Raw genomic sequence first — 22,500 nt, forward strand, 5'->3', positions numbered from 1 at the left:
AAACTCAGTGCGAACGACAGCAGAGCAGCCGCCACGATTCCCGGCAGGAGCATGGGGAACGTGATGCGCCAGAACACCTGAGTCGGGCTGCCATAGAGGTCGCGACCCGCTTCTTCGAGTGCGGGGTCGAGGCCCGCCACGCGCGATCGCACCGTCACGACGACGAAGCTGAGGCAAAAGAGCGTGTGAGCCAGGATGATCGTTCCGATGCCTTTCGGAACCCCTGCCTGCAAGAACTGCGCAGCGAGACCCGCACCGAGCACAACTTCGGGGGTTGCCATCGGCAAGAAGATCAACAGCGTCGTCGCGTTGCGGAAGCGGAAGCGGTACCGAACAAGCGCGATCGCGATCATCGTGCCCAGCGTCGTCGCAAGCACGGTGGCGACAACACCAATGAGCACGCTGTTGCCAAACGCCTCACACACCGTCTGTGCCTCACACACCGTGAACCAGTTCTCGAGCGTGAAGCCGTTCCAGATGATGTTCGTACGACGTGAGTCGTTGAACGAGAAGGCGACCGTGTAGACGATCGGGATGAGCAAGAACGTGAACGCCATAACGGCGTAGACCCAAATGCCGTACTTGCCGAAGCCTTTCACAGCAGGTCCTCCGTTCCGCTGCGCTTCACGTAGAGCGCGACCAGCACCAAGATGAACGCCATCAACAGAAGCGACAGTGCCGCAGCCGCCGGGAAGTTCTGCAAGACCAAGAAGTTCGCCTCGATCACGTTTCCGATCATGGTCGTGTCCGCCGAACCGAGGAACTCGCGCGACGCGTTGACGTAGTCACCCGCCGCAGGAATGAAAGTCAGCAAGGTCCCCGACATCACGCCCGCGGCCGAGAGCGGCAACGTGACCGTACGGAAGGTCGTTGCTGGGCTGCCGTACAAGTCGTTGCCCGCTTCGAGCAAGCGAAGGTCGAGCGACACCAACGTGGCATAAATCGGCAGCGTCATGAAGGGAATGAAGTTGTACGTGAGACCAAAGATCACCGAGAACGCGGTGCCCGTGATCGACTCCCCCGGGCCCAGAATGCCGATTGACGACAGGATGCCCGCGACGGGTCCTTCCGTCGAGAAGATCTGCTTCCACGCCAAGGTGCGCAAGAGGAACGAGATGAAGAACGGCGCGATCACAAGCACGAGTGCCAGCGACTGCAACAAGGGATACCGCCGCAGCGTGATGCCGATGAAGTAGGCGAGCGGAAAGCCGATCAGCAAGGCGAACAACGTAGCGAGTGCGGCGTAGCCGACCGACCTGATGGCCTGCTCACCGTACGTCTCGATCACCGTCACGTAGTTCTGCCAGTTGAAGGCGTTGACGAACTTGCCGAAAATCAGCGGATCGGGGGCTTGCAGACTCGTGATGATGAGCGAGATGAGCGGTGTGACAAAAAACAGGATGAGGTAGAAGATGCCGGGCAGCAGCAGAAAGAGCGCCACGGGGCTCTTTCGCCGTGCAGCCGGCTCAACGACCGCGGTTGTGTTGGAGAACGCGGTGAAGGCCATGACCTAGGCCTCCTCGAGTTCCGCTTCGAGGTCTTTGCGAGACTGCACCGCGATCATCGACGTGTCGAGGTCGGCGTGGAACCGCGATACCGGCTCACCCTCAGCTTCGTCTGCGAGGCCAAAGGCGTGGTCGACAGCCCAGCTCAACCACACCTCGTCACCATCGTGGTGCAACGTCGTGATCGAGGTGTTCTGCACGAACACCGTGATCGCTCCGTGGTGGGGCACCGTCACCTCATATTGCGTGCTCACACCACTGAACGAAACGTCGGTAATGCGGCCGGGGCCGATGACGTTGCGGGCCGAGTCAGCCTTCGGCGCTGTGTCGTGCAGCGATACCTTCTCCGGACGCACGCCGACCGTCATGCGACCGCTGTGGCGTTGAGCGCGATCGAGGGGGACCTCGATCTTCGACCCTGCCGCATCGACCACGAGAGATGACTTCGAGCTCGAAATGACCTCACCCGTGAACAGGTTTGACTGTCCCAAGAACTTCGCGACAAACGCCGTGTGGGGCAGTTCGTACAGTTCTTGCGGCGCGCCCATTTGCTCGATGCGCCCCTTGTTCATGACGGCGACCGTGTCGGCCATGGTCATGGCCTCTTCTTGGTCGTGGGTAACGTGCAAGAAGGTGAGGCCGACCTCGCTCTGGATGTCTTTCAGCTCGACCTGCATCTGACGGCGAAGCTTCAGGTCGAGCGCACCCAGCGGCTCGTCGAGAAGCAAGAGCGCCGGGCGGTTCACGACAGCGCGAGCGAGAGCCACACGCTGCTGCTGACCACCCGAGAGTTGCGTCGGCTTTCGGCCGGCTACGTGGTCGAGTTCGACGAGACGAAGAGCCTCATGCGCGAGCGGGTCAGCGTTCTTGATTCCACGCCGCTTCAGTCCGAACGCGACGTTCTCCAGAATCGTCATGTGCGGAAAGAGTGCGTAGCTCTGAAAGACCGTGTTCACGGGCCGCTGGTACGCCTTCGTGGCGGTGACGTCTTTTCCACCGATGAGAATGCGACCCGCGGTGGGTTCTTCCAAACCAGCGATGAGTCGCAGGGTCGTGGTCTTGCCACACCCCGACGGGCCAAGGAGAGCGAAGAACGATCCGGCCGGAATGGTCAGATCGAGTTCTTCAATCGCCGTAAAGCCCGGGAAACGCTTGGTGATGCCGACCAGTTCAAGGTCGGCACCCGCTTCAGCGAATCCCCCCTGCGGAACAACGTTGTTCGTCACCGTGATGGTTCTCTCTTTCGGGTGCGGGTGGGTTATGCGCCGAGCAGGATCGCCTGGAAGGCGGCCTGGTACTCGTTCTCTTCTTGCGCCGTGAGCCCGCGGAACACGCTCGACTTCGCAAGGGTGTCAGCGTCAGGGAAGATGAGCTGGTTCTCGGCGAGAACCGGGTCGATGGCGAGCGCAGCCTCTTTGGCACCCTCGACGGGCGTGATGTAGTTGACCCACGCAGCGACCTCGGCAGCGACCTCGGGCTCGTAGTAGTAGTTGATGAGCGTCTCGGCGTTGGTCTTGCGCGGCGAACCAATCGGAATGAGGAAGTTGTCGTTCCAGAGCGTGGCGCCACCCTCGGGAAGCACGAACTTCCACTTCTCGTACCCGGCTTCAAGGTTGAGCACCGTGATGTCGCCCGACCAGCAGATCGCGGCGAGAGTGTCGCCGTTGACGAGGTCTTCGGTGTACGCGTTGCCACGCACGTTGCGAATCTGCCCCGACTCGACCTTTTCGCGGAAGAGATCAAGAGCAGCATTGAACTCATCAGCCGTGAAGTTGCTCGTGATGTCGACACCGTTCTCGAGCATGATGAGGCCGATCGTGTCGCGCATCTCCGACAGAACACCGACGCGTCCTTGGAGGTCGGGGCGCCACAAGTCGCTCACCGAGCGCACCTCACCCGTCTCCTCGACGTTGTAGGCAACGCCCGCGAACCCGCCCTGCCACGGCAGCGAGTGCACGCGACCGGGGTCAAACGAGGGGTTCTGCAGGCTCGCCACCAGGTTGGCGGCGTTCGGGATGTTCGCCTTGTTGAGCGGCTGGGTGTAGCCGAGCTGAATAAACCGGTAGACCATCCAGTCGGTCAAGCAGACCGTGTCGGCACCGATGTCTTGGCCGAGGGCCAGCTGGTCGCGCACGGTCGCAAAGTAAGAGTTGTTGTCGTCGACCGTCACGAGGTACTCGACGTCAATTCCGAACTGTTCTTCGAAGGCGACGAGCGTGGGGTAGTTGCCTTCGTCATCCTCATCGATGTAGAAGGGCCAGTTCGCCCAATTGAGGGTCTTGTCGGTCGCCGAAATGTCTTCGGCCGGAGTCAGCTCTGTCGAACCGGTGGTGCAGGCAGCGAGAGCCAGCGCAGTGGCACCGGCACCCGTTCCGGCCAGCATCGCGCGTCGCGACACCTGTGCACGCTTGGCCTGCGCAATGAGGCTGCGGATCATCGGGTCTTCGGGAAGGGGACGATTCATGGCGTGCTCCTTAGACGATTGCCGGTACGTCGGTGTCCGTGCCGCGAGCGGCGGTGCGTCGATACTGTCATACGCAGGAGGGCGAATGCACCCCTGAACGCTCAATTCATCCATCCTGAAACACAAATGTCACGAAATCAGCACTTCCAGGCAAAAAAGAGTGCGGAATCCATTGCGGAGAGCCGGTACGCTTGACCCGCAACGCAGCGCGGCGGTGCCCTTCACGGTCGCGCGTTCATCGCGAGGAGAACTGATGAAAATCGCCGTTCCGGCCGAGGTCAAGAACAACGAGTACCGCGTGGCCATCACGCCCGCGGGAGTGCACGACCTGGTGGCCAATGGGCATGAGGTGCTGGTGCAATCGGGCGCCGGACTCGGATCATCGATTACCGACGACGAGTACCGCGCTCAGGGCGCATCCATCGTTGCCGACGCGGCGACGGCGTGGGCCGAAGCTGACTTGTTGCTGAAGGTCAAAGAACCCATCGCCGCGGAATACGACCACTTCCGTGACGGCATGTTGCTCTTCACCTACCTGCACCTTGCAGCCGAGAAAGAGCTCACGCACGCACTTCTTGAGAAGAACGTCACCGCCATCGCGTACGAAACGGTGCAGTTGCCGTCACGGGCGTTGCCTCTCTTGGCCCCGATGAGTGAGGTCGCTGGTCGACTCGCCCCGATCGTCGGCGCGAACGCGATGATGCGTCCCAACGGGGGGCCGGGCTTGCTCGTTCCGGGCGTTCCCGGAACCGACCCCGCCAACATCGTCGTTCTCGGCGGGGGTGTGGCCGGCACGAATGCCGTTGCCATGGCTGTCGGCCTCGGCGCAGAGGTCACGGTGCTCGACACCAACATTCAGCGATTGCGGGAACTGGATGCCCTCTACAGCGGCCGCATTCGCACCATTGCGTCGAACGGGTATGAGATCGAAAAGGCCGCGGTGCAGGCCGACATGCTCATCGGATCCGTGCTGATCCCGGGCGCTAAGGCGCCGAAACTCGTGAGCAACGACCTCGTGTCGCGCATGAAGACCGGCAGCGTGCTGGTCGATATTGCGGTTGACCAGGGTGGCTGCTTTGCCGACACCCGGCCGACGACCCACACTGACCCGACGTTCGCTGTGCACGGCAGCATCTTCTATTGCGTCGCGAACATGCCGGGTGCGGTTCCGACGACCTCGACCTACGCGTTGACCAACGCAACCATGCCCTATGTTCGCGCGATTGCGAACCACGGCTGGCGTGGTGCACTTGCCGCCGACGGAGCGCTTGCTCTGGGCCTCAACACCCACGCCGGAAGCGTGACGAACGACGCCGTTGCGACCGCGCACGGCCTCAGTTCAGTCGCGCTTTCCGACGTCTTGGCCTAATCGCACAACCTGTGGGCTGACTGCGCAGCCGTCAGCCCACAGCGTTGGCAGTGACGCGCCGCCGCTGCGGAGGTCGACCAGATTCGCTCACCCACAACTCGCCGGCACGGGAATCGATCGGCGGCAGCGTCTCACGAATTGTGAGGAGAGACCGAAGGTCGGCCGATTCAACCCCCAGGCACGCGACGGGCGACGTTCGACGCAACGACGAGAACAACGACCACATCGCCTGCCATGCCTCGGGGTCAGCGACAAATATGCGTGGGCCTATCGCCACGGCAGACTGTTCGCTCGCGAGATCGACGATCACGGAATGTGCGGGGTAAGCCTTCGCCAGTCGGGCAGCGACCTCGGCCACATCGCGTGTAATCACGATGGTGTCTCCTGAGGCGGGCGCCTCCCAGAGCGGGGCGATGCGGGCTTCCGGGGCCAGGGCGCCCAAGGAATCGTTCACGACCTGAACCTGGCGGTCTGTCCACCACCCACGGCCTGCTGGCGCAGCCCGATCAAAGAGCCCGCGCGGTGCCCCTGCGAGATGATGATCATCGGCATCAAGGCACCGCAGCACGAGTCGTGATTCGAATCGATTGCTCAGCATCGACCGCGAGGTCGATAACGCTCCCATCGACGCGGCGACACCGCCGCCCAGTCGTCGCACTGCACGAGCTGCGGCATCCCACCGCGACAACAGGTCAGGGGCGAGGTCGGTGCTTGCGGCGAGCAGAAGGTCGAGATCGTCAGCAATCAACACCGTGCGCTCGCCAGGCTGTTCAGCGAGCTGTTCGAACAGCGCCCAGGCCTCGACGACGGATGACGGAGTGATCACCGGTCTCGCGCCGCTGCGCCAAGCGGCCGTCGCGAGAGCTGCCAGCGCCGTGGAACGACCACTGCGTGGCGCCCCGACGACCGCGAGCGCGCCATCGCGACGCGGCCACCACGCGGCGGGAAGTTGGCGTTGCTCTGTGGGGTCGTCGAGAATGCCGAAGACCAGTGGCTCCAGCTCACTCGTGTCACCGTGGAGAACGCCGTCGCTGCGAATGCTGTGTGTGGTGCTGAGGTCGACCCGCTCGTGAAGCTCAGCCCGGTCGAGATTCGCGGGCAAAGGGGGCAACCACGGGCTATCACCAGGTCGTGCCGTTGCCCAGCGGTCGCACACGGCAGCGATGTCGGCATCGTCAATGGCGGCCACCTGCACGGCGTGAACTCCGTCCGCTGTGACGACGACCGCTCGACCCGGTGGGGACGACACGAGGTCTCGACCCTGCGCCCCAATGAACGACGCACCAGCCGAGTCGCTCATGCGAAAGGCGATGCGCACAGCGCAGTTGGCGGCGACCACATCACGAATCACCGCGGACGGATGTTGCGTGCAGACGACGAGGTGAACACCCAGCGAGCGGCCCCGCGCAGAGATGTCGGCAAACACGGCGTGGACCTCGGGAAACGACTCGCTGAGGGCAGCGAACTCATCGACCATGACAATCAGTCGGGGGAAAAGGTCGTGCCGCTGACTCAGGTCACGAACGCCCGCCTCGACGAGCACGCGCTCTCGACGACGCAGCTCGGCGTGCAGACTCTGCACAGCACGCTGCGCCACGAGGGGGTCGAGATCGGTCACGAGTCCGACGGCGTGGGGCAGATCGGTGAGCCCAGAGAAGGTAGCGCCGCCCTTGAAATCGACGAAGAGCAACTGCACCTCGTTCGGACCTCGTTGCGCCGCCCAACCAAGGGCGAGCGCACGGAGAAACTCGCTCTTGCCACTGCCCGTCGTACCGCCCACGAGGGCATGGGGGCCATCGTTCTCGAGGTCGAGATACGCGACAGACTGACCGGTATGTCCGTAGGCGACTCCCCTCAGTCGTCGTGAGGCTGCGTCGTCGTTCGAGGTGCGCAGTGGTGCCCATCCAACGTCTCTCCAGCGAACGGACATGGGCGGACCTACTGGCCGCAATGACTCCTCACGCGCCCGCGCTCCCGCGAGCTGAACGCGGCTGACAAACTCAGGTCGAGCGATCACCACGGGCCGCCCGGGCGCGTGTACCTCGAGACGTGTCGCCGAGACGACCCGCAGAGTCACGTCGGCGAGCGAGTGCGTGTGCGAGGTGCTACTAATGAGCTCAACGTGTGGCTCACGCGCGAGGCGTCGTTCGAGGGCATCGGCCACGAGGCCGCTGCCGTGAACGATAATCCGGCCACGCGGCACCGTGACAGGAAGATCGGGGTTGATCCGTGCGTTCGTCAGGAGATCGCGAAGTCGATGCTCGTCAGGTGAGTCTCCCGTGATGAGAACGTCTTCGGGCGCACTGGCGCTGGGGGCGGGAGCACTACCGATGCGAATCGGTTCTCGTGCCGCGGCGTCGACCACGACGGCGCGGGGGTGTCGCGTATTCGCCTCGCTGCGTTCGTCATCATGCGCTCGCACGATCGCCGACTGGTACGCACGGCACTCGCGATCGAAACGCTCCGACTCGGCGCGCACGTGCCGTCGAGCCGTGCGCCGAGCATCGAGTGTCGTCGCGACTGCAATGAGAGGACTCAAGAGAGCGAAAACGAGAACGAAAGGCGAACCCGTAACGAGGCCGATGACGATCGCCCCCACGAGCGGAGCGATGACCGCGATGAGGGGAAAAGGGATGCGCGCCGGGCTGCGCGGAAGAACGGGAGGCGGGGGCAAACGGTGCACCCCGCGAGCAGACCATGCGCCGACGAGCTGGCTCCACGGGCGAGCGGCGGGCGAGCATCCGTTCGCTCACATTCCCTCTGTGGAGGAGTCGCTAGCTCACGATGACGAACTGCTCGCCAATGTCGATGCGGGTACCTCGAACGACGGCGTACCGTCGCCCCGGCTCACACACCCGCGGTTCAGCTCCTGGTTCACGAATCGTTGAACCGTTGCCGGAGTGCCGGTCACTGAACCAGAAGACCGCGTCGTGCTGTCCGAACTCGAAGTGCGTCTTCGATACCGAGCGCGCCGGATCAACGATCGTGACGAGATGATCGACGTACTCCCCCGGCTCGGGCTGGGGGTTGCGCCCCGCCAGGCCCGAGCCCATCACGGTGTAACTCTCTCCCGTGCTGAACTGAAGCACGAATCGGGCACCGCCGGTGCCCCGCGGCACAATGCGAGTGCTTTCCACATCGAGCAACGGGTCGGGCTCGGGGTGAGGCGGCGGCACTGTCACGGGCTTCGGCGCAGAGGGCAGCGAGAGGTCGGCCGAGAGTGCGGGTGGCGCTGCCAACTCTGCGGGCGGCAAGAGTCGCTCGATGATGGCGGTGTCGGCCGAGAGGGCGCGCCCACACTCCCCGCAAAAGAGATCACCGGGTAGCCCCACGGTTCCGCACGCTGCGCAGACAATCGCAGGATCGCCGTGGGCCGTCGCGGGCGAACTCGGATCGTCAAGAGAGACCGCCGGTGGCGTATCGACGGGGCTGATCGACGGAACCACGAGAGGGGCCGACACCGAGCGCCCGCACTCACCGCAGAAGAGAGCGAACGGCGGAAGATCGGCGTTGCAGTGTTGACACGTCACCTCGTGCGACCCCCCATTGACCATTGAGCCCCACGATACCGCCGCAGTGAGCGCAGCGAGATTGCCGCCCGCCACTGTTCGCGTCGCGAACGACCATGGGCAAGGGATGCCCGCACGGTGTCGGCCGTCGCCCACACCTGGTCGGCCGCGCGTCGATCAGGCTCTTCGGGCGCATAGACCGCTCGATCGGTCACCCGCGCGAGCACGAGAGCCTGCGGAAGCCCGATCGCGGCGGCAATCTCGCTCCGCGTCGCCGCGCTCGGAAGCTCGAGACCGTGATCGCGCGCGGCGTCGGTGACATCGTGCCACCCTCCGACGATGCGAACGGTGGGGTCGGCGGCCGTGCGCCGCCGGCGACGTCGACGAGCCTTCATGGCGACGATCGCGATGAGTGGTGACGACAGTACGGCTGCGATGAGGGCACCGATGCCCGTCACCCGCAGAATGGCCAGCACGACTTGCCATAGCGGATCGAGTTCAGGGTTGTCGCTCTGCTCGATCTCTGGTGGCGCCAACTCTTCGAGCGGCGGTGGGTCGTCAACAGCCGGTTGCACGGCGTTTTGCGGTCGTGACACTGGAATCGGTTCGTCGGGTTCAGCGGGGGGCAATTCGCGACGCTCGGGGACCACATCAATGGGCACCCACCCCTGGGACGCCGTGGAGACCTCGATCCACGCCGTGCGATCACTCTCGGCAAGGGTCACCGGGCTGGGCCCGGAAACGTCGCTGAAACCGAGGACGACCCGAGAGGCGAATCCGAGCTCGCGAGCGATAAGCGCAGCAGCAACGGCGTATTGTTCGGCGTCACCCACCATTGGCCGATCAGTAAAGAGTGACTCGAGACGCTCGATCGAATGGCCCGAGCGACTCGGGGCTTCGTCATCGGCGGTGCCGTGGCTGAGGTAGCCCTGCGACACCAAGGCGTCGAGGGCCTCTTGAAGCTGTGCTCCTGGCCCCTCTTCGGCGCCGCTGACCGAGCCGAGCCAGGTGGTGAGCGATTCGGGAACGTCAGTAATGCCGGGAACAGCGTCGGTTCCCGGAGTCGCCTGATCGAGCGACGCCTCTCCCGGTGCGTCGTCGACGACGACATCGAGAACGTACTCAAGACCGTCAGGCACGCCACCGACCAGCGCAGCAGTTCCGGTGACGTCGTTGAGAACGAAGCGATCTCGAAGCGTCGCGGCATCATCGCCGCCGATTGTGATGCGACCGAAGTCACCCACGGTGGGCAGCCACACTCCCGAGGCACGATGCACGGTAACCGAGACACTCGCGCGCACGCCGTCGACGGCAGAAAGGTCGCGTTGCGTGGGAATGCGAACAAAGCGCCCCGATGCGCTGTCGACGCTGTCGCTCCCGACGGCGAAAACATTGCCGTCATAACTGTCGAGCACCGCGATGCGAATGCGCGAACCGTCCGGCGCTCCCGACACCGTGAGCGCAGGTTCGTCGGCAACCTCGGGGGCAAATGACGCGCGGTATGCCGAGAGGGGGCTGGGTTGGTCGAGCGGGTCAAACGGCTGCTCAACGATCGTGCGAAGCACCGTGCGGCCGTCAGCCGTCGTGGTCACGGCCGCTACGGCCGCTCCGATGCCCGAGGCGATCAGCAGCAAGACCACAGCCGACGCGATCGACCTCACGCCGAGCGATGCGGAGTCGCCGGCGGCGACGGTGCCGACGGCCGCGTGACGGCGATGACGGCGCCACACCGCCATCCACAACACCACCGTTGCGGCCAGAGCGATCGACGTGGAAATGGGCAGAACCGGCTGTTCGGGCCCGACCGCGATCGCGAGAACGAACGCAATGAGCGGTACCACGGCAGCGACTTCGCCCACCCGGGTTCTCAGGGCGATCGACATGGTCAGCACGGGGCCGGTGAGCAACAGCACGAGCGCGGGAACGAGCAGCGCTTGATAGGTACCGACGGGGAGGTCAATGGTGAGCAGCTGCCGCCACCCCACGACGACTCCCGCGTAGAGGTCAAGAAGGCCCTGAGGTTCGGGCAAAACGCCGTAGGCGGTTCGGCCGGGCACAGCGAGGGGAACCCCCACCACGGTAAACGTGGCAACCGTCGCCAGCACGACACCCCACGGGGGCCAGCTCCACCGCGCGCCCGCGACCGCGAGAGCCGTGCCGAGAGTGATCGCCACCGCCGCAAGCACCACGAACGCACTATCGAGGTAAATCGGCCAGAGTGCGACAGCGACAATCACCCACGCAAGGCTCGAGAACAAAGTGGCCGACACCATGGTCGAGCGCGGCACCGACGCTACGACAGTGCGGCGTCCGACGCTGCGCGGCGCAGTTCGGGATGCTCTCACCACGACACCGCCCCCCGCATGGCCCGGCGCAAGTCAGTGAGTGAGCCGATGGTCACGACGGTAAACGTGCCGAGTCGACGCCGGCCCGGGATGTGGTCGGGATCACAGACGATCGCGACCACCTCGACCGACGGAGGAAACCCGGCTGCGGCGCTCCGCAAGCGAGCAGGTGTCACGGTCGAGCCCACGACGAGAAATGCCACCGAAACTCCCCGCGCACTGTCGCCCGCGAGGCGCGCAACGTCGAGGATGCCCAGGGCAGCGGGCCCGTGCTCGACGAGGGCGAGGTCATCGAGCAGGCGGGTGGGCGTGAGCGTCGAGAGCGCACGCACCGCGACAACGGCGCGCTTGGCGAACTCGGGAGTCACCGCGCTCACGACAACCGAGACCTCACGCGCGTCACGAATGGCACGCGCACCGAGGCTGCCGGTCACACTCACGGCGAGCTCGAACTCATCGTCAGAACCAAAGTCGATGCTGGCAATGCTGAGCGCAACAATGAGGTGACTTCGGCGCGTCTCTTCGAACTGCCGGACCATGAATCGACCCGTCTTCGCCGTCGACTTCCAGTGAATGTGTCGCCGGTCGTCGCCGGGTACATACTCACGAAGCGCGTGGAACGCCAGGTCGCTGGGGGTCAGATCGCGGGTCGGCTGCCCTTCGAGGTCACGCACGAGCCCGCTGGAGGTCGACGGAATGTCGATGGTTTTCGGGTGCACGACGAGATCGAGGGCGTCGGTGTAGACAATCTCGCGGCGCACCAAGCCGATGGGGTCAGCGCGCACGGTGCGAACGGGCCCGAGAGTGAATCGACCCCGACGTTCGGTGGGTACCACGAGTTCACGCTCTGTCGTGTGCCCCGGAGCGAGGCCAGCAATCGACGTTTCGACGATGTCGCGCCCCACGGGCACGTCCACAACCTGCGCAAAAGACCGTCGGCGGGTGGGATTGTTCACGTGCAGAGTTGCGCTTGCGAGGTCGCCCACGGCAATGCGGTGTGCGGGAGGAACCAGGTGCATCGACAGTCGGGTGCGACCGATGAGGTACAGCGCGGCAACGAAACCCAGAGCGACGCCCGTGACTCCCCACACAATGAGCTCGCTCCACCCCCAGGCAAAGCCTCCGGCGAGCGCAAGGGGCACGACCGCGGCAACCGTCCACCCGAGAGGCGTGACCACCGACGAGATGGCGCGCAGAGATCGCACCGCACCCGAGCGAATCGCCTGGATGGCTCGCACGGTCGCCACCACCGCATCCGCCAGCCACCCCGTGCGCTCGCCCACGATTCGCGTGCGCGCCGTCGTGACGGTCGATCCGATCGTCGACTCGTCGAGCGCGCGCCGCGAACCCCCTGCCGTAGCCGTGGCAGAGGGAGGACTCGTACGCGAGCGGTCGGGTGGAGCGCTGGTCACACAGCGATCCGATCGCTCGGTGGCGGCGTTTCAAGAACGATCTGAGCGATGACGGTCGAGGCGGTGACGCCGTCAAACTCTGACTCGGGATCGAGGCCGAGTCGGTGGGCAAGCACAGGTTCGGCGAGCGCCTTCACGTCATCGGGAATCACATAGTGACGACCGCGGATCGCCGCGAACGTCTTGGCGCATCGCACCAGGGCGAGAGCCCCGCGCACGCTCGCACCGAGCCGCACGTCGGGGTGAGAGCGCGTTGCTTCGACGAGTCGTGCGACATAGTCGGTGACGACCGGGTCGACGTGCACGGTGCGAGCTACGGCGATCAGGTCACGCACGACGTCGAGTTCAACAACCGGTTCGACCGCAGCCGCTCGGGCTCCCGCAGCACCGTCAAGAATGCGCACGGTCGCCGCGTGATCGGGATACCCAATGGCGGTCTTCATGAGAAAACGATCGAGCTGCGCCTCGGGCAACCGGTAGGTTCCCGCCTGTTCGATCGGGTTCTGCGTCGCAATCACCAAGAACGGAGGGGTGACGGGGTGGGTCACCCCATCGATCGTGACGTTGCCCTCTTCCATCACTTCCAGCAGCGCCGACTGGGTCTTTGGGCTTGCGCGGTTGATCTCATCGGCCAGCACGATCGTCGCAAAGACCGGCCCCCGGTGAAACTCGAAGTCTCCTGACCGTTGGTCGTACACCGTCATGCCCGTGATGTCACCCGGCAACAAATCCGGAGTGAACTGCACGCGCGTCGTGGTTCCGCGGATGCTCTGCGCGAGTGCGCGAGCCATCGACGTCTTGCCCGTGCCGGGTACGTCTTCCAGCAGCAGATGGCCTTCGCTCAACAGCGCGGTGAGGCTGAGTTGGATCACATACGACTTGCCCACCACCACGTGCTCGACGTTCGTCACGATGCGATCAGCGATGTCGGCGAACCAGGTGGCTTGCTCGGGGGTCATGGTCATGGTCGGTACTCCCGTGTGTATGTGACGGAGTTCTCAGTGACGGTCACCACAAGTCGTGGATCGTCGGCGGGGGCTGCGGTGATGACACAACTGGTCGTGTCGGGGTAATCGATCGGATCGCCCCCGGCACAAACATGGTCGACGGCGTCGTAGTCGTCCAGAGCAGTCGGCGTATAGCTGATGGTGACCACACGAGGGTCTGGGAGGTCACCCGTGACCGTGATGGTCGGTTGCACGTCAATGCGCACGGCAACCCCGAGATCAATCGGCGCCGACCATGGCCCGCACAGCACTTGCTCGTATTGCCGACAGCCTCGCACCTCGACCTGCAGTGTTCGTCCGTAGTGCGTTGTTCCGGCGGTGAGCAGCTTGGGCAGGGGGCCGACTGCAGACTCCCCGGGGTCGACCCCGGTGCCGATGAGTCGGTATTGCACGGTGTCGACGCTGTCGCCGCCGGCCGTCGTCACTCCCGTCAGGCGAAAATCCCACTGACCCTCCGCAACGGCGACGGGCCCCTCGACGGTAATGGCGGTGACCACCGACGGGCGCTCGCGAGGTGTCGCCGTCACTTCAGCGCTCGCGGTGCATCCTTGACCGTTGTAGGCAAACACGACAACTCGATAAGTCGTGTCACGAGTGAGCCCGGTGATCGTGGTCGACGTGGTCGAGCCCGAGACCGTTGTGACTCCTGACGGTGGTGCGTGAACGGGTGCGCCATCGTCAACACCGGTCACGGTGCACTCGGGCGGCGTGCCCGCGGTGTCAACCCAGAGGTAGTAGCTGACGATCGCGCGACCGTTCGCGGCAAACGCTCCGGCCCAGTCAACGCTCACCGACGCGTCTGCCGCGCCCGAGTCGGAGGTTGACCCGAGAGCGGTCGGTGACGCCACCCCGAGCGGCGCGCCGGCCGGAATCCCCGTTGTCGTCGCCGTTGTCCACGTCGTGAGCGGATCGAACGAGTCGTTGCGCGCACTCACCCCCACCGCATACGCCGTGCCGTTGTCGAGCGCCCCGACGTCGATCACAGTGAGCCAGTACTCGGTGCCGACGGCGTCGTCCGGCGGCACCGTGAGCGTGCGGGTGACAGCGCCGACCGTGATGCGGTAACTGCGAATGGGGGATGCTGCCGGATCTTGAGCGGGCTTCGTCCAGCCAATACGAAGGCCGTGGTCAAGGGGTGACACCCCGAGTAGCGCAGGGGCTGGTGGAACCAGGTCACTCCACGTGGCGTCGGCGAGCACCGTGGCAACCGATGGACCTTGAGCATTGACGGCGATGACGCTGAGTCGCACGCGGTTGTCGGGGCCGTTGCCGGGGGTGGGCACGACGCACGACGAGGTCGCACACGCGGTCGTCGTCGATGAGCCGTCACTCACCCGCGTCACCGTCACGTCGAAGCGCTCGATGGGCGCGTTGTTCGAGGCTCCCGGCGACCACGCGACCGTGAGAGTTCGGTTGCCGAACGACTGCACCCGCAGATTCGTGACGGGGTCGGGCACGTCTTGCACCGAGATGCGAATGGCGCCCCACACGAACCGATCGGGATCATTGGTGGCATCGGCCACTTGATACTCAAGATTGGTGTCGACAGGGTCGGCCGACGCCGACACGGTCGCCAACAGCGTCTGACCGTCGGCGCTCGGCACAATCGTGACTCCTGGCGGCACGGATCCACTGTCGAGACCGCGAACGTCAACAACTCGTAACGGCTGACCGGGGAACGGGTTCGAGACCTCGTCATTGGCCAACACGGTCACGGTGGTCGTTTCCCCTCGCGGCGCGATGACGGCATCGGGAGCCGGCCGGGCAAGCGGGCGGGTCGAGGGAACGACCGTGACCTCAATGCGTCCGGCCGAACCCTGAGCAATGGCATCCCGAACGCCGACCGAAACTCCCGTGGTCGTGCCGCGCGGAGTTGATTCGGGCACGCGCACACGCATCGATTGCCCGCTGAGGCTGACCTCGATGCCGGGCGTTGAGGCATCGATGATCGAGAACGCCAACTCGTCCAGGTCTTCGGGGTAGGGATATGCCGTGACACGAACGAGGTCGATCGTCCGTTCTTGGCCGGGCTCGAGTTCGAGAGCCGCGCCGATGAAGGCCGGGGGCTGGTTTTCGCGGGGCGTCACCTCAATCGGCAACACGATCGTTGCCACGCGACCGTCGGGGTCGCTCGCCGACTCGCCATCCGTGACTTCGAACGTCAACGAGGCGGGGCCAAAGTAGAGGTCGGCCGACGTAAAGCGCAGCGTGTCGTCGTCGACAACGAGGGGGTCACCGTTTGACTGCGTCGCACTGACCGTGGCCGTGTCGGTCAGCCGCACGGGTACCCCACCCACGGCGAGCACATAGTCGTTGATGTCGATCGTGACCGTTTCTTCGCTCACGACCTCGATGCGCTCGGCGCGTCGATCGAGCTGCGGCAACGCGTCATCGGTTCCCGGCACCCAGATGAACGCCGTCGACCGAACCGCGGGGTCGGCCGGGTGGGAGACCTGGAACGGAATGATCTGGCGTTGCTCCCCGACCTCCACGCGAATCCGACGATCGGGTTGAACCCGTGCCCCCGACTCATAACCCGGCACCAATTCGAGCCCGAGCTCGGAAACCTCGCCCTCGGAGAAGAACACGCGCGACAACACGTCGACGTCGATCTCGGTGCGGTCGACGATGTCGGTCAGCGAGAGCACGGTGTCTCGGGCCACCGGCGCCGCGAGCGGGGCATCCGCCCGCACGGTCACCGTGATGAACGCTTGTGACGTGCCCGCCAGCGCATTCTCAATGGTGTACACGAGCCCGTACTGCCCCGGCACTGCCGGTGGAACCACGCGCACAAACTGGCCATCGACGACCTCAGCGGTCACGTCGGGGGCACTCGCCTCGACGGCCGTGACGGTCAGCGCAGACCCGTCGGGGTCAGTGTCATTGTCGAGAACCGGCACGAGCACGGTGAATCCAGGGCGAATAATGACCTGGTCGTCGTTGGCGACGGGGTTGCGGGCACCCTCAAGCCGAGGACTAATTCCAATGCGAATCGTGCCCGACGACCGCGCCCCGAGCGCGTCAACGACGGTGTAGCGGAACGTGTCGGTACCGGCCGAATAACTGCCCGCTTGATAGTCGAGATAGTCGAGACCTGTCTCAATGACCGAGCCCTTTTCGGGGCTCGACTCTTGCCCAATGACCTGAACCGAGTCACCATCGGGGTCCATGCCCTCGACCGGGATGCGCACGCGAATCGTGTCTCCCGCGATGACACGGGCGGTTACCGTTCGCGTGATGGGCGCCTGGTTGGTGGCCTCGTTGACCTCTCGAACGCTGATGCGCACGCTCGCCTGGGCCCGTTGTTCGCCGAGGGGACCCAGCACCTCGTAAACAGCCGTGAAGTCTCCCGGCTGATCAGGTGCCAAGTAGCGCAATTGATCGCCCGCGACGAACAAGAGACCCGACTCGCCCGTGAGGCCTTGCACGAGCGTTCGCGACAGCGTGATGGGCTCGTCGTCGGGGTGTTCGTCATTAGCGAGCACAGGAATCGACACCGCGTCGCCGACACGCACGGTGATGGCATCGTCGTTGGCAACGGGCGGCTGCAATCGATCAGGGCGCGGAATCTCGATGACCGTGATTGTTCCCGTCGACTCTGAGAGCCCATTGCTGATTCGGTACGAGACGGTCTGTGGGCCCTCGAGGGGGCGCGTCAGCGTCACGCGCACATCGCGCTGATCGAGCACCTCGGCACGAATGCCGCTCGCCGACGAGACGCCGACAATGCCCGTCACGACCAACACTCCCCCGCCGGGATCGATGTCGACCGTGGCAACGGCAACGGTGGCACTGCTCAGAGTGCGCACGAAGGCAGTCTTGGGCACCGTGATCGGGGCCGACCCCGCGTCGGGGGGCGCAACGACATCCACGCGAATAATGCCGGTCGCGGTCGTGGTGTTGTCGGTGACGACGTACTCGAGATAGTGCGTGCGCACCTCTTCGCTCGAGAAACGGAACACGCCGCGATCAAGGTTGGGAGTGATCGTGACGCCGCTCTTCTCGGGAACGGCGCTCAGTCGAATGGTTCCCGTGCCGCCGCGCACGTGCACGAGTGGCTCAATGCGCACCTCTTGACCCGCGTACGCGAGCACGATGAATGGCTCGGCGATGATCGGTGTCTGGCCCGCAGGCCGCACCGTCACCGCCAGGGTGCCGTCACCACTCGCGGTGCCATCGGTGACGGTAAGTCGAACGGTTCGCAGAGTGCCGACTCCGCCCGCCTCGGCGATGGTCACGCGACCGTCGGGCCGAAACGTCACCACGTCAGGGGCCGGAATGCTTGCCGCCCCGAGGTAGATCGGGTCACCATCCGGGTCGACCCACTCGCCGAGTACGGCGGCGGTCGCCGTGCCGCCCTGCGCCACGGTGGTCTTGCTCGCCCGCACCTGCACGGGTGCTGAGTTGTCTGCCGACGCTCGCACCGTGACGGTCACGATCGCGGTATCTGACCCCCCTCGACCATCGGTAATCGTGTATTCGAACGTGACGACGCCGCTCGCACTACTCGCGAGGGTGATCTGAAGTTGTTGAGCGTTGCCGATGATGTCGAGGCGACCCACGGCCGAGTCGATGGGGGTCACCTCACTGATTGCCAGAACGTCGCCGTTGGGGTCGGTGTCGTTGAGCAAGACGGGCAGAACCGTTGCCCGACCGGGACGCGCGCCCAGAGCGTCATCCGTTGCGATCGGCGGTTGCTGCGTGCGTTCGAGCTCGGGCGGCGTATCGAGCTGGTCGAGCTGTTCTTGACGCTGGTCTTCTTGCTCGCTGATGAGCTCGTCCCAGTTGTCGATCAATTGACCGTCGGCCTGAATGGCCCACGCAGCTCCCGCGCGCGTGTCATTGACAACCACACGGTTGTCGCGCACGACGATGGCGAGTTCTGCCGTCGACGGAAGCGCTTCAAGCCCGAGCTCGCGAACCTCACCGCCGCACGAGCGCCACCCGAACCCGTCAGCAAAAGCTGCGAATTGGCAGTCGCCCACCACGACCGGTGCTGCTGGGGAACCTTGCCGCCCGGTGATGAGTTCGGTGACCGCGCCCGTCGACAGCGCGACCGAGAGGAGTCCGCCGCGATAGGCAACGAGCACGTCCCGAGCGTCATCACTCGCGAGTGCGAGCCGGGGTTCGTCGGCACCACCGATGATCGACGAGAGGTCAACGACTCCCGCGTCACTGTGCAGCACGCGGGTTTGCTGGTCGAGCACCACCCATTGGTCACGCACGATCGAGATCTGCAGGGTCGCCGTCGGTGCAACGTCAATGGCCGTCGTACTCGCCACCCGATCGATTCCCGAGGGCACCACCCGGTAGACCTCACCCAGTCCCGGAGACACCGCGACGATGCCGAAACCATCGGTGGCCGCCACGACACTGTCGGGGCCGAACTCAAAGCCGGCGACGGCCGCCGGGTCAAAGTCGTCAAACACAGACCGGGGGGTGACCCAGGTTTCTCCGGATCCTCCACTGTGCACGACGACATTCGAACCGGTGAGCATCACGCTCGGCTCATCGGGAGGTAACGACACTGACTCCTGAACGCTCGACCGCGCCGTGTCAATCACTTCTGCCGTCGCGTTGTCGGTGTCGACAACGATGACGTCAGAGCCGCGCTGGACGACACTCAGTTGAGATCCTTCGCCCGGGATGACCGAGTCAAGTTCGCCGACCTGCAGGTTGGCGCGTCCAACCGCTTGGCGATCTCCGTTGACGACCCACACCGCGCCGTCGTTGAGATCGAGCCGTTGTGCGTCGAAACCCGGATACACGACGGCGAGGGTGACGAGCGTCGCAGCCACAACCCCGCCGCTCACGCTCGTGAGCACGGCGGACCGGTGTTGTGACACCCAGCGCATCACCACCCGGTCATCCCCCGTCAACCTCCGCGCACTTCTCGTCGCTCGCGGCACCGAGTCGACCATCGCGCGCGACGCGCACCGTCACGCAGACACGATCTCCGGCTGACGCCGCGACCGCGAACTGCGTTGTGCTCTGAAAGGTGGTTGACCCATCCGTGACCTGCACCTGATAGGTGTCGCCCACGTCGATTCCGGGGTCACGCCACGAAAACAACACGGTCGATCCATCGAGCGAGGCCTCGACGTTGCTGACTCGAGGCAGGTCACGATCGCCCCCGTCGATCGCGATCCAGGTCGCCGTGCCCCCGAGTGCCACGACCACAAGCCCGACGGCAACGAGACTCGCCACCAAGAGCCGGCTTCGCAGCGCCCGTCGCCGTGTCGCGGTTCCCACGACTTCGGGCGCGGTCTGCGCGGCGGCCGCCACCTCCGTTGCGCTGCGACGCCGACGTCGACGGGTGCCCGGTGATCCGGGTGCCCGCGGTGACACCGCGCGCACGATGGTCCGATCGCCAGGATCCGCCATCGTCGCCAGCGCCCAGTCGTCCATAGCGACATCCGCCTGCGTCGTCATGAGCCCCATCTCGGCCTCAACCCGCTGGAGATCGCGCACGAGTTCGAGCACCGAGTGCTGCCGCCGCGATGGGTCACGGCTGAGCGAGCGACGAAGCACGCTCTCGACCGTCGACGGCACGTCCTCGCGCTCGAGCGCGGGCACGCGGGCACGCGTAATGCGCGCGATGAGTTCGTCGGTGCCGTTGGACCCATCGGTCACTTCGAAGGGTGACCGCCCCGCGAGAAGGGTGTAGAGCGTGGCGCCGAGCGACCACACTTCACTCTGCACGGTTCCGGCCGTTTCATCGAGAAGCACTTCGGGCGCCGACCACGGCACCGACAAACCGATGGAGTCGGTCGCACTCGCCGCACCGAGAGACGACGCAATTCCGAAATCGCTCAAGACCGGATGCCCATAGGCCGTCATCAAGATGTTCGACGGCTTGATGTCGCGGTGCAGCACGCCACTGCGGTGTGCCGTCTCAATGGCACTGCCGATCTGCACTCCAATGCGCAGCACATCGGGGACGCTGAGCGGTTCAACGCGGTAGCGAGACGCCAATTGCGCGCTACACAACTCCATCACGAGATAGGGCCGACCATCAGCCGAGATGCTCGCCTGATACACCGTGAGAATGCCCGGGTGCGACGAGAGTTGGGCCATGAGGTTGGCTTCAACCTGAAACATGCGCCGAACGTGCTCGGTCACGACGTCAGCCAGCAGCACCTTGACGGCTACTTGGCGGCGGGGCATGTTCTGCTCGTATAAGAACACATCGGCGAATCCGCCGCTGCCCAACAACCGCACGTGGCTGAATCCGGGCAGGATGGGGGGCTCTGAAGGCCGACGTCGCGTCATGGTCCCCCCTCCCGCACGATGTCTCACCAGTGTAGAGAGTGACTCCTATTGGCCGCCCGGAGCGCGCACCACGTCGACAACAATCACGGTGATGTTGTCGCGCCCGCCTTGCGCGAGCGCAGCATCCACGAGCGCATTGGCGGTCTCGCGCGCACTCAACCTTGCCGCCATGTGCAACCGGAGTCGCTCGAGGGGCACCTCTTTCGTGAGGCCGTCGGAACACACGAGTAGTCTCATGCCCGCCTCGATGCCTATGACGCGCACATCGACCTCGGGTTCGACCGAGAACCCCACGGCACGCGTGATGACGTTCGAGTCGGGGTGGTGCTCGGCCTGCTCGGCGCTCAGCTGCCCCGAATCGACCATTTCTTGCACCATCGAGTGATCGGTCGTGACTTGAACCAAGTCGTTGCCAGAGAAGCGGTACACGCGTGAGTCGCCCACGTTGAAGCTCGTCAAGACCGGACGACCATCAGCGAGTGACAAGGCAACGCCCGTGACCGTGGTGCCGATGCCGCGATCGGCCTCATCGAGCTGATGAATGTCCCACGTCGCGAGATGCAGTGCATCGATGATGGCCTCGGGGGCAATGAACTCCCCGTCGACGGCCGCCTGCAGCCGGCGAACAACCGCATCGCTCGCACGATCGCCATGCGAGTGCCCACCCATACCGTCTGCCACGGCAAAGAGGGGAACATCAGCCAGATAGCTGTCTTCGTTCGCCGCGCGCCGATAGCCCGTGTGAGTGACGCCGTGCCACGACAACTCAATGACCTCGCCTCGCTCGGGAAGCGCAACGATGTGGCGAACGCTGCTGCGGCCAAGGGCGGTCACGGATGCTCCGGAGGTGAAGGGGTCGAGGGCGGGGTCACGGCAACGAACTCGATGTCGACGCCCTCGCCCAGCCCAATGATGGTGTCGGGAAGTACGGCACACGATTCGCGCGACCGCAGTCGACGAGTTGCCCCCGATGACCAGTGTACGACCACGCCGTTGGTCGACCCGAGATCGGTGACGACGAGTGACTCACCCACCTGCTCGAATCGCGCATGCCGAGCCGACACGTCGCGTCGATCGGCCGGAATCACCACTCGTCGGGGTGCGGGATGCTCGTTCGGCCGCACCGGACCAGGTCGGCGTCCGACTACCGCGGGCAGATCGAGCGGCACGACCATGGTGGTGCCGCGCACGCGCAATCCCCAGGCCACGGCCGACGCGGGGAGATCGACCGGGCTACTGCGTGCCGATTCGGTGAGCGCCGAGCCCGCGCGTGGCGGATCAGTCGGAAGGGCATCCGCCCGCCGAAGCGGCGCCGGCTCGACGAGCCTGATGATGGTGTCGTCAGACGCTGCCCCCTCGGGCGACCTCGGCGCCACCGCGCGCGGGCGCACAATAGTGTCGTCATCGCCCAGACTGTTGTCGCCCATCGGCTAATCGCCGATGTCCGGGCAACCCTGCCGGGCCGCCCTCATACGCCGTGCCATCTCGTCGCCCATCGGCTAATCGCCGATGTCCGGGCGACCCTGCCGGGCCGCCCTCATACGCCGTGCCATCTTGTCGCCCATCGGCTAATCGCCGATGTACGACATCACATGCTTGAGGCGCGTGTAGTCCTCG

14 protein-coding genes are annotated in these 22,500 nt (G+C 65.0%); 1 reads left to right on the forward strand and 13 read right to left on the reverse strand.

The genetic code is table 11. The features are described from left to right. The 4 genes from SFU54_RS02935 to SFU54_RS02950 all read right to left on the reverse strand — a co-directional run. The coding region (locus tag SFU54_RS02935) for an ABC transporter permease (protein WP_413466546.1) at positions 1 to 599 on the reverse strand (599 nt) is incomplete at its 3' end. Beyond that, positions 596 to 1,507, reverse strand: coding sequence for an ABC transporter permease (locus SFU54_RS02940; protein ID WP_319014821.1), 912 nt, complete (start codon positions 1,505 to 1,507; stop codon positions 596 to 598). The genes SFU54_RS02940 and SFU54_RS02935, both read right to left, overlap by 4 nt. Positions 1,508 to 1,510: 3 nt before the next feature. Next, positions 1,511 to 2,731, reverse strand: a complete 1,221-nt coding sequence (locus SFU54_RS02945) for an ABC transporter ATP-binding protein (protein ID WP_413466547.1) — start codon at positions 2,729 to 2,731, stop codon at positions 1,511 to 1,513. A gap of 32 nt (positions 2,732 to 2,763) precedes the next feature. Beyond that, on the reverse strand, positions 2,764 to 3,969 hold the full coding sequence (locus tag SFU54_RS02950) for a spermidine/putrescine ABC transporter substrate-binding protein (protein ID WP_319014822.1): 1,206 nt from the start codon (positions 3,967 to 3,969) through the stop codon (positions 2,764 to 2,766). 253 nt (positions 3,970 to 4,222) lie between these two features. Between SFU54_RS02950 and ald the strand changes: the two genes are divergently transcribed. Then, positions 4,223 to 5,338: an alanine dehydrogenase gene (gene ald / locus SFU54_RS02955; protein ID WP_319014823.1), complete on the forward strand. Its 1,116-nt coding sequence runs from the start codon at positions 4,223 to 4,225 to the stop codon at positions 5,336 to 5,338. A gap of 31 nt (positions 5,339 to 5,369) precedes the next feature. On the opposite strand, the gene SFU54_RS02960 is transcribed toward ald, so the two are convergent. The 9 genes from SFU54_RS02960 to SFU54_RS03000 form a co-directional block, all read right to left on the reverse strand. Continuing rightward, complete coding sequence (locus SFU54_RS02960; RefSeq protein ID WP_319014824.1) at positions 5,370 to 8,021, reverse strand: FtsK/SpoIIIE domain-containing protein; 2,652 nt, start codon at positions 8,019 to 8,021, stop codon at positions 5,370 to 5,372. 91 nt (positions 8,022 to 8,112) lie between these two features. Continuing rightward, positions 8,113 to 8,892 (reverse strand): double zinc ribbon domain-containing protein, encoded by a 780-nt coding sequence (locus SFU54_RS02965; RefSeq protein ID WP_319014825.1) that lies wholly within the window; start codon positions 8,890 to 8,892, stop codon positions 8,113 to 8,115. After that, positions 8,865 to 11,084 carry a transglutaminase domain-containing protein gene (locus SFU54_RS02970; RefSeq protein WP_319014826.1) on the reverse strand — a complete coding sequence of 740 codons (2,220 nt, stop codon included), beginning with the start codon at positions 11,082 to 11,084 and terminating at the stop codon, positions 8,865 to 8,867. Before SFU54_RS02970 ends, SFU54_RS02965 begins: the two co-directional genes overlap by 28 nt. A gap of 104 nt (positions 11,085 to 11,188) precedes the next feature. Beyond that, a complete protein-coding gene (locus SFU54_RS02975; RefSeq protein WP_319014827.1) occupies positions 11,189 to 12,604 on the reverse strand; it encodes a DUF58 domain-containing protein in 1,416 nt (471 codons plus the stop codon). Beyond that, the gene (locus tag SFU54_RS02980; protein WP_319014828.1) at positions 12,601 to 13,569 is read right to left on the reverse strand and encodes a MoxR family ATPase; all 969 of its coding nucleotides are present in this window, start codon (positions 13,567 to 13,569) and stop codon (positions 12,601 to 12,603) included. The genes SFU54_RS02975 and SFU54_RS02980 overlap by 4 nt, the downstream gene beginning before the upstream one ends. Then, a complete protein-coding gene (locus tag SFU54_RS02985; RefSeq protein ID WP_319014829.1) occupies positions 13,566 to 19,457 on the reverse strand; it encodes an Ig-like domain-containing protein in 5,892 nt (1,963 codons plus the stop codon). Before SFU54_RS02985 ends, SFU54_RS02980 begins: the two co-directional genes overlap by 4 nt. A 19-nt stretch (positions 19,458 to 19,476) precedes the next feature. Further along, complete coding sequence (locus SFU54_RS02990) at positions 19,477 to 20,883, reverse strand: serine/threonine-protein kinase (protein ID WP_319014830.1); 1,407 nt, start codon at positions 20,881 to 20,883, stop codon at positions 19,477 to 19,479. 45 nt (positions 20,884 to 20,928) lie between these two features. Then, positions 20,929 to 21,717, reverse strand: coding sequence for a PP2C family protein-serine/threonine phosphatase (locus tag SFU54_RS02995; protein ID WP_319014831.1), 789 nt, complete (start codon positions 21,715 to 21,717; stop codon positions 20,929 to 20,931). After that, the gene (locus SFU54_RS03000; protein WP_319014832.1) at positions 21,714 to 22,310 is read right to left on the reverse strand and encodes an FHA domain-containing protein; all 597 of its coding nucleotides are present in this window, start codon (positions 22,308 to 22,310) and stop codon (positions 21,714 to 21,716) included. The genes SFU54_RS02995 and SFU54_RS03000 overlap by 4 nt, the downstream gene beginning before the upstream one ends. Positions 22,311 to 22,500 lie beyond the last annotated feature (190 nt).

Origin of the sequence: Microcella sp. (assembly GCF_033763155.1) — a bacterium.
Classification (GTDB): Bacteria; Actinomycetota; Actinomycetes; order Actinomycetales; family Microbacteriaceae; genus Microcella.

Coding starts and splice junctions, on each gene's coding strand:
- SFU54_RS02980 (WP_319014828.1), bottom strand. CDS start 13,569: ATGACCATGACCCCCGAGCAAGCCACCTGGTTCGCCGACATCGCTGAT.
- SFU54_RS02990 (WP_319014830.1), bottom strand. CDS start 20,883: ATGACGCGACGTCGGCCTTCAGAGCCCCCCATCCTGCCCGGATTCAGC.
- SFU54_RS03000 (WP_319014832.1), bottom strand. CDS start 22,310: ATGGGCGACAACAGTCTGGGCGATGACGACACTATTGTGCGCCCGCGC.
- SFU54_RS02940 (WP_319014821.1), bottom strand. CDS start 1,507: ATGGCCTTCACCGCGTTCTCCAACACAACCGCGGTCGTTGAGCCGGCT.
- SFU54_RS02950 (WP_319014822.1), bottom strand. CDS start 3,969: ATGAATCGTCCCCTTCCCGAAGACCCGATGATCCGCAGCCTCATTGCG.
- ald (WP_319014823.1), top strand. CDS start 4,223: ATGAAAATCGCCGTTCCGGCCGAGGTCAAGAACAACGAGTACCGCGTG.
- SFU54_RS02965 (WP_319014825.1), bottom strand. CDS start 8,892: ATGGTCAATGGGGGGTCGCACGAGGTGACGTGTCAACACTGCAACGCC.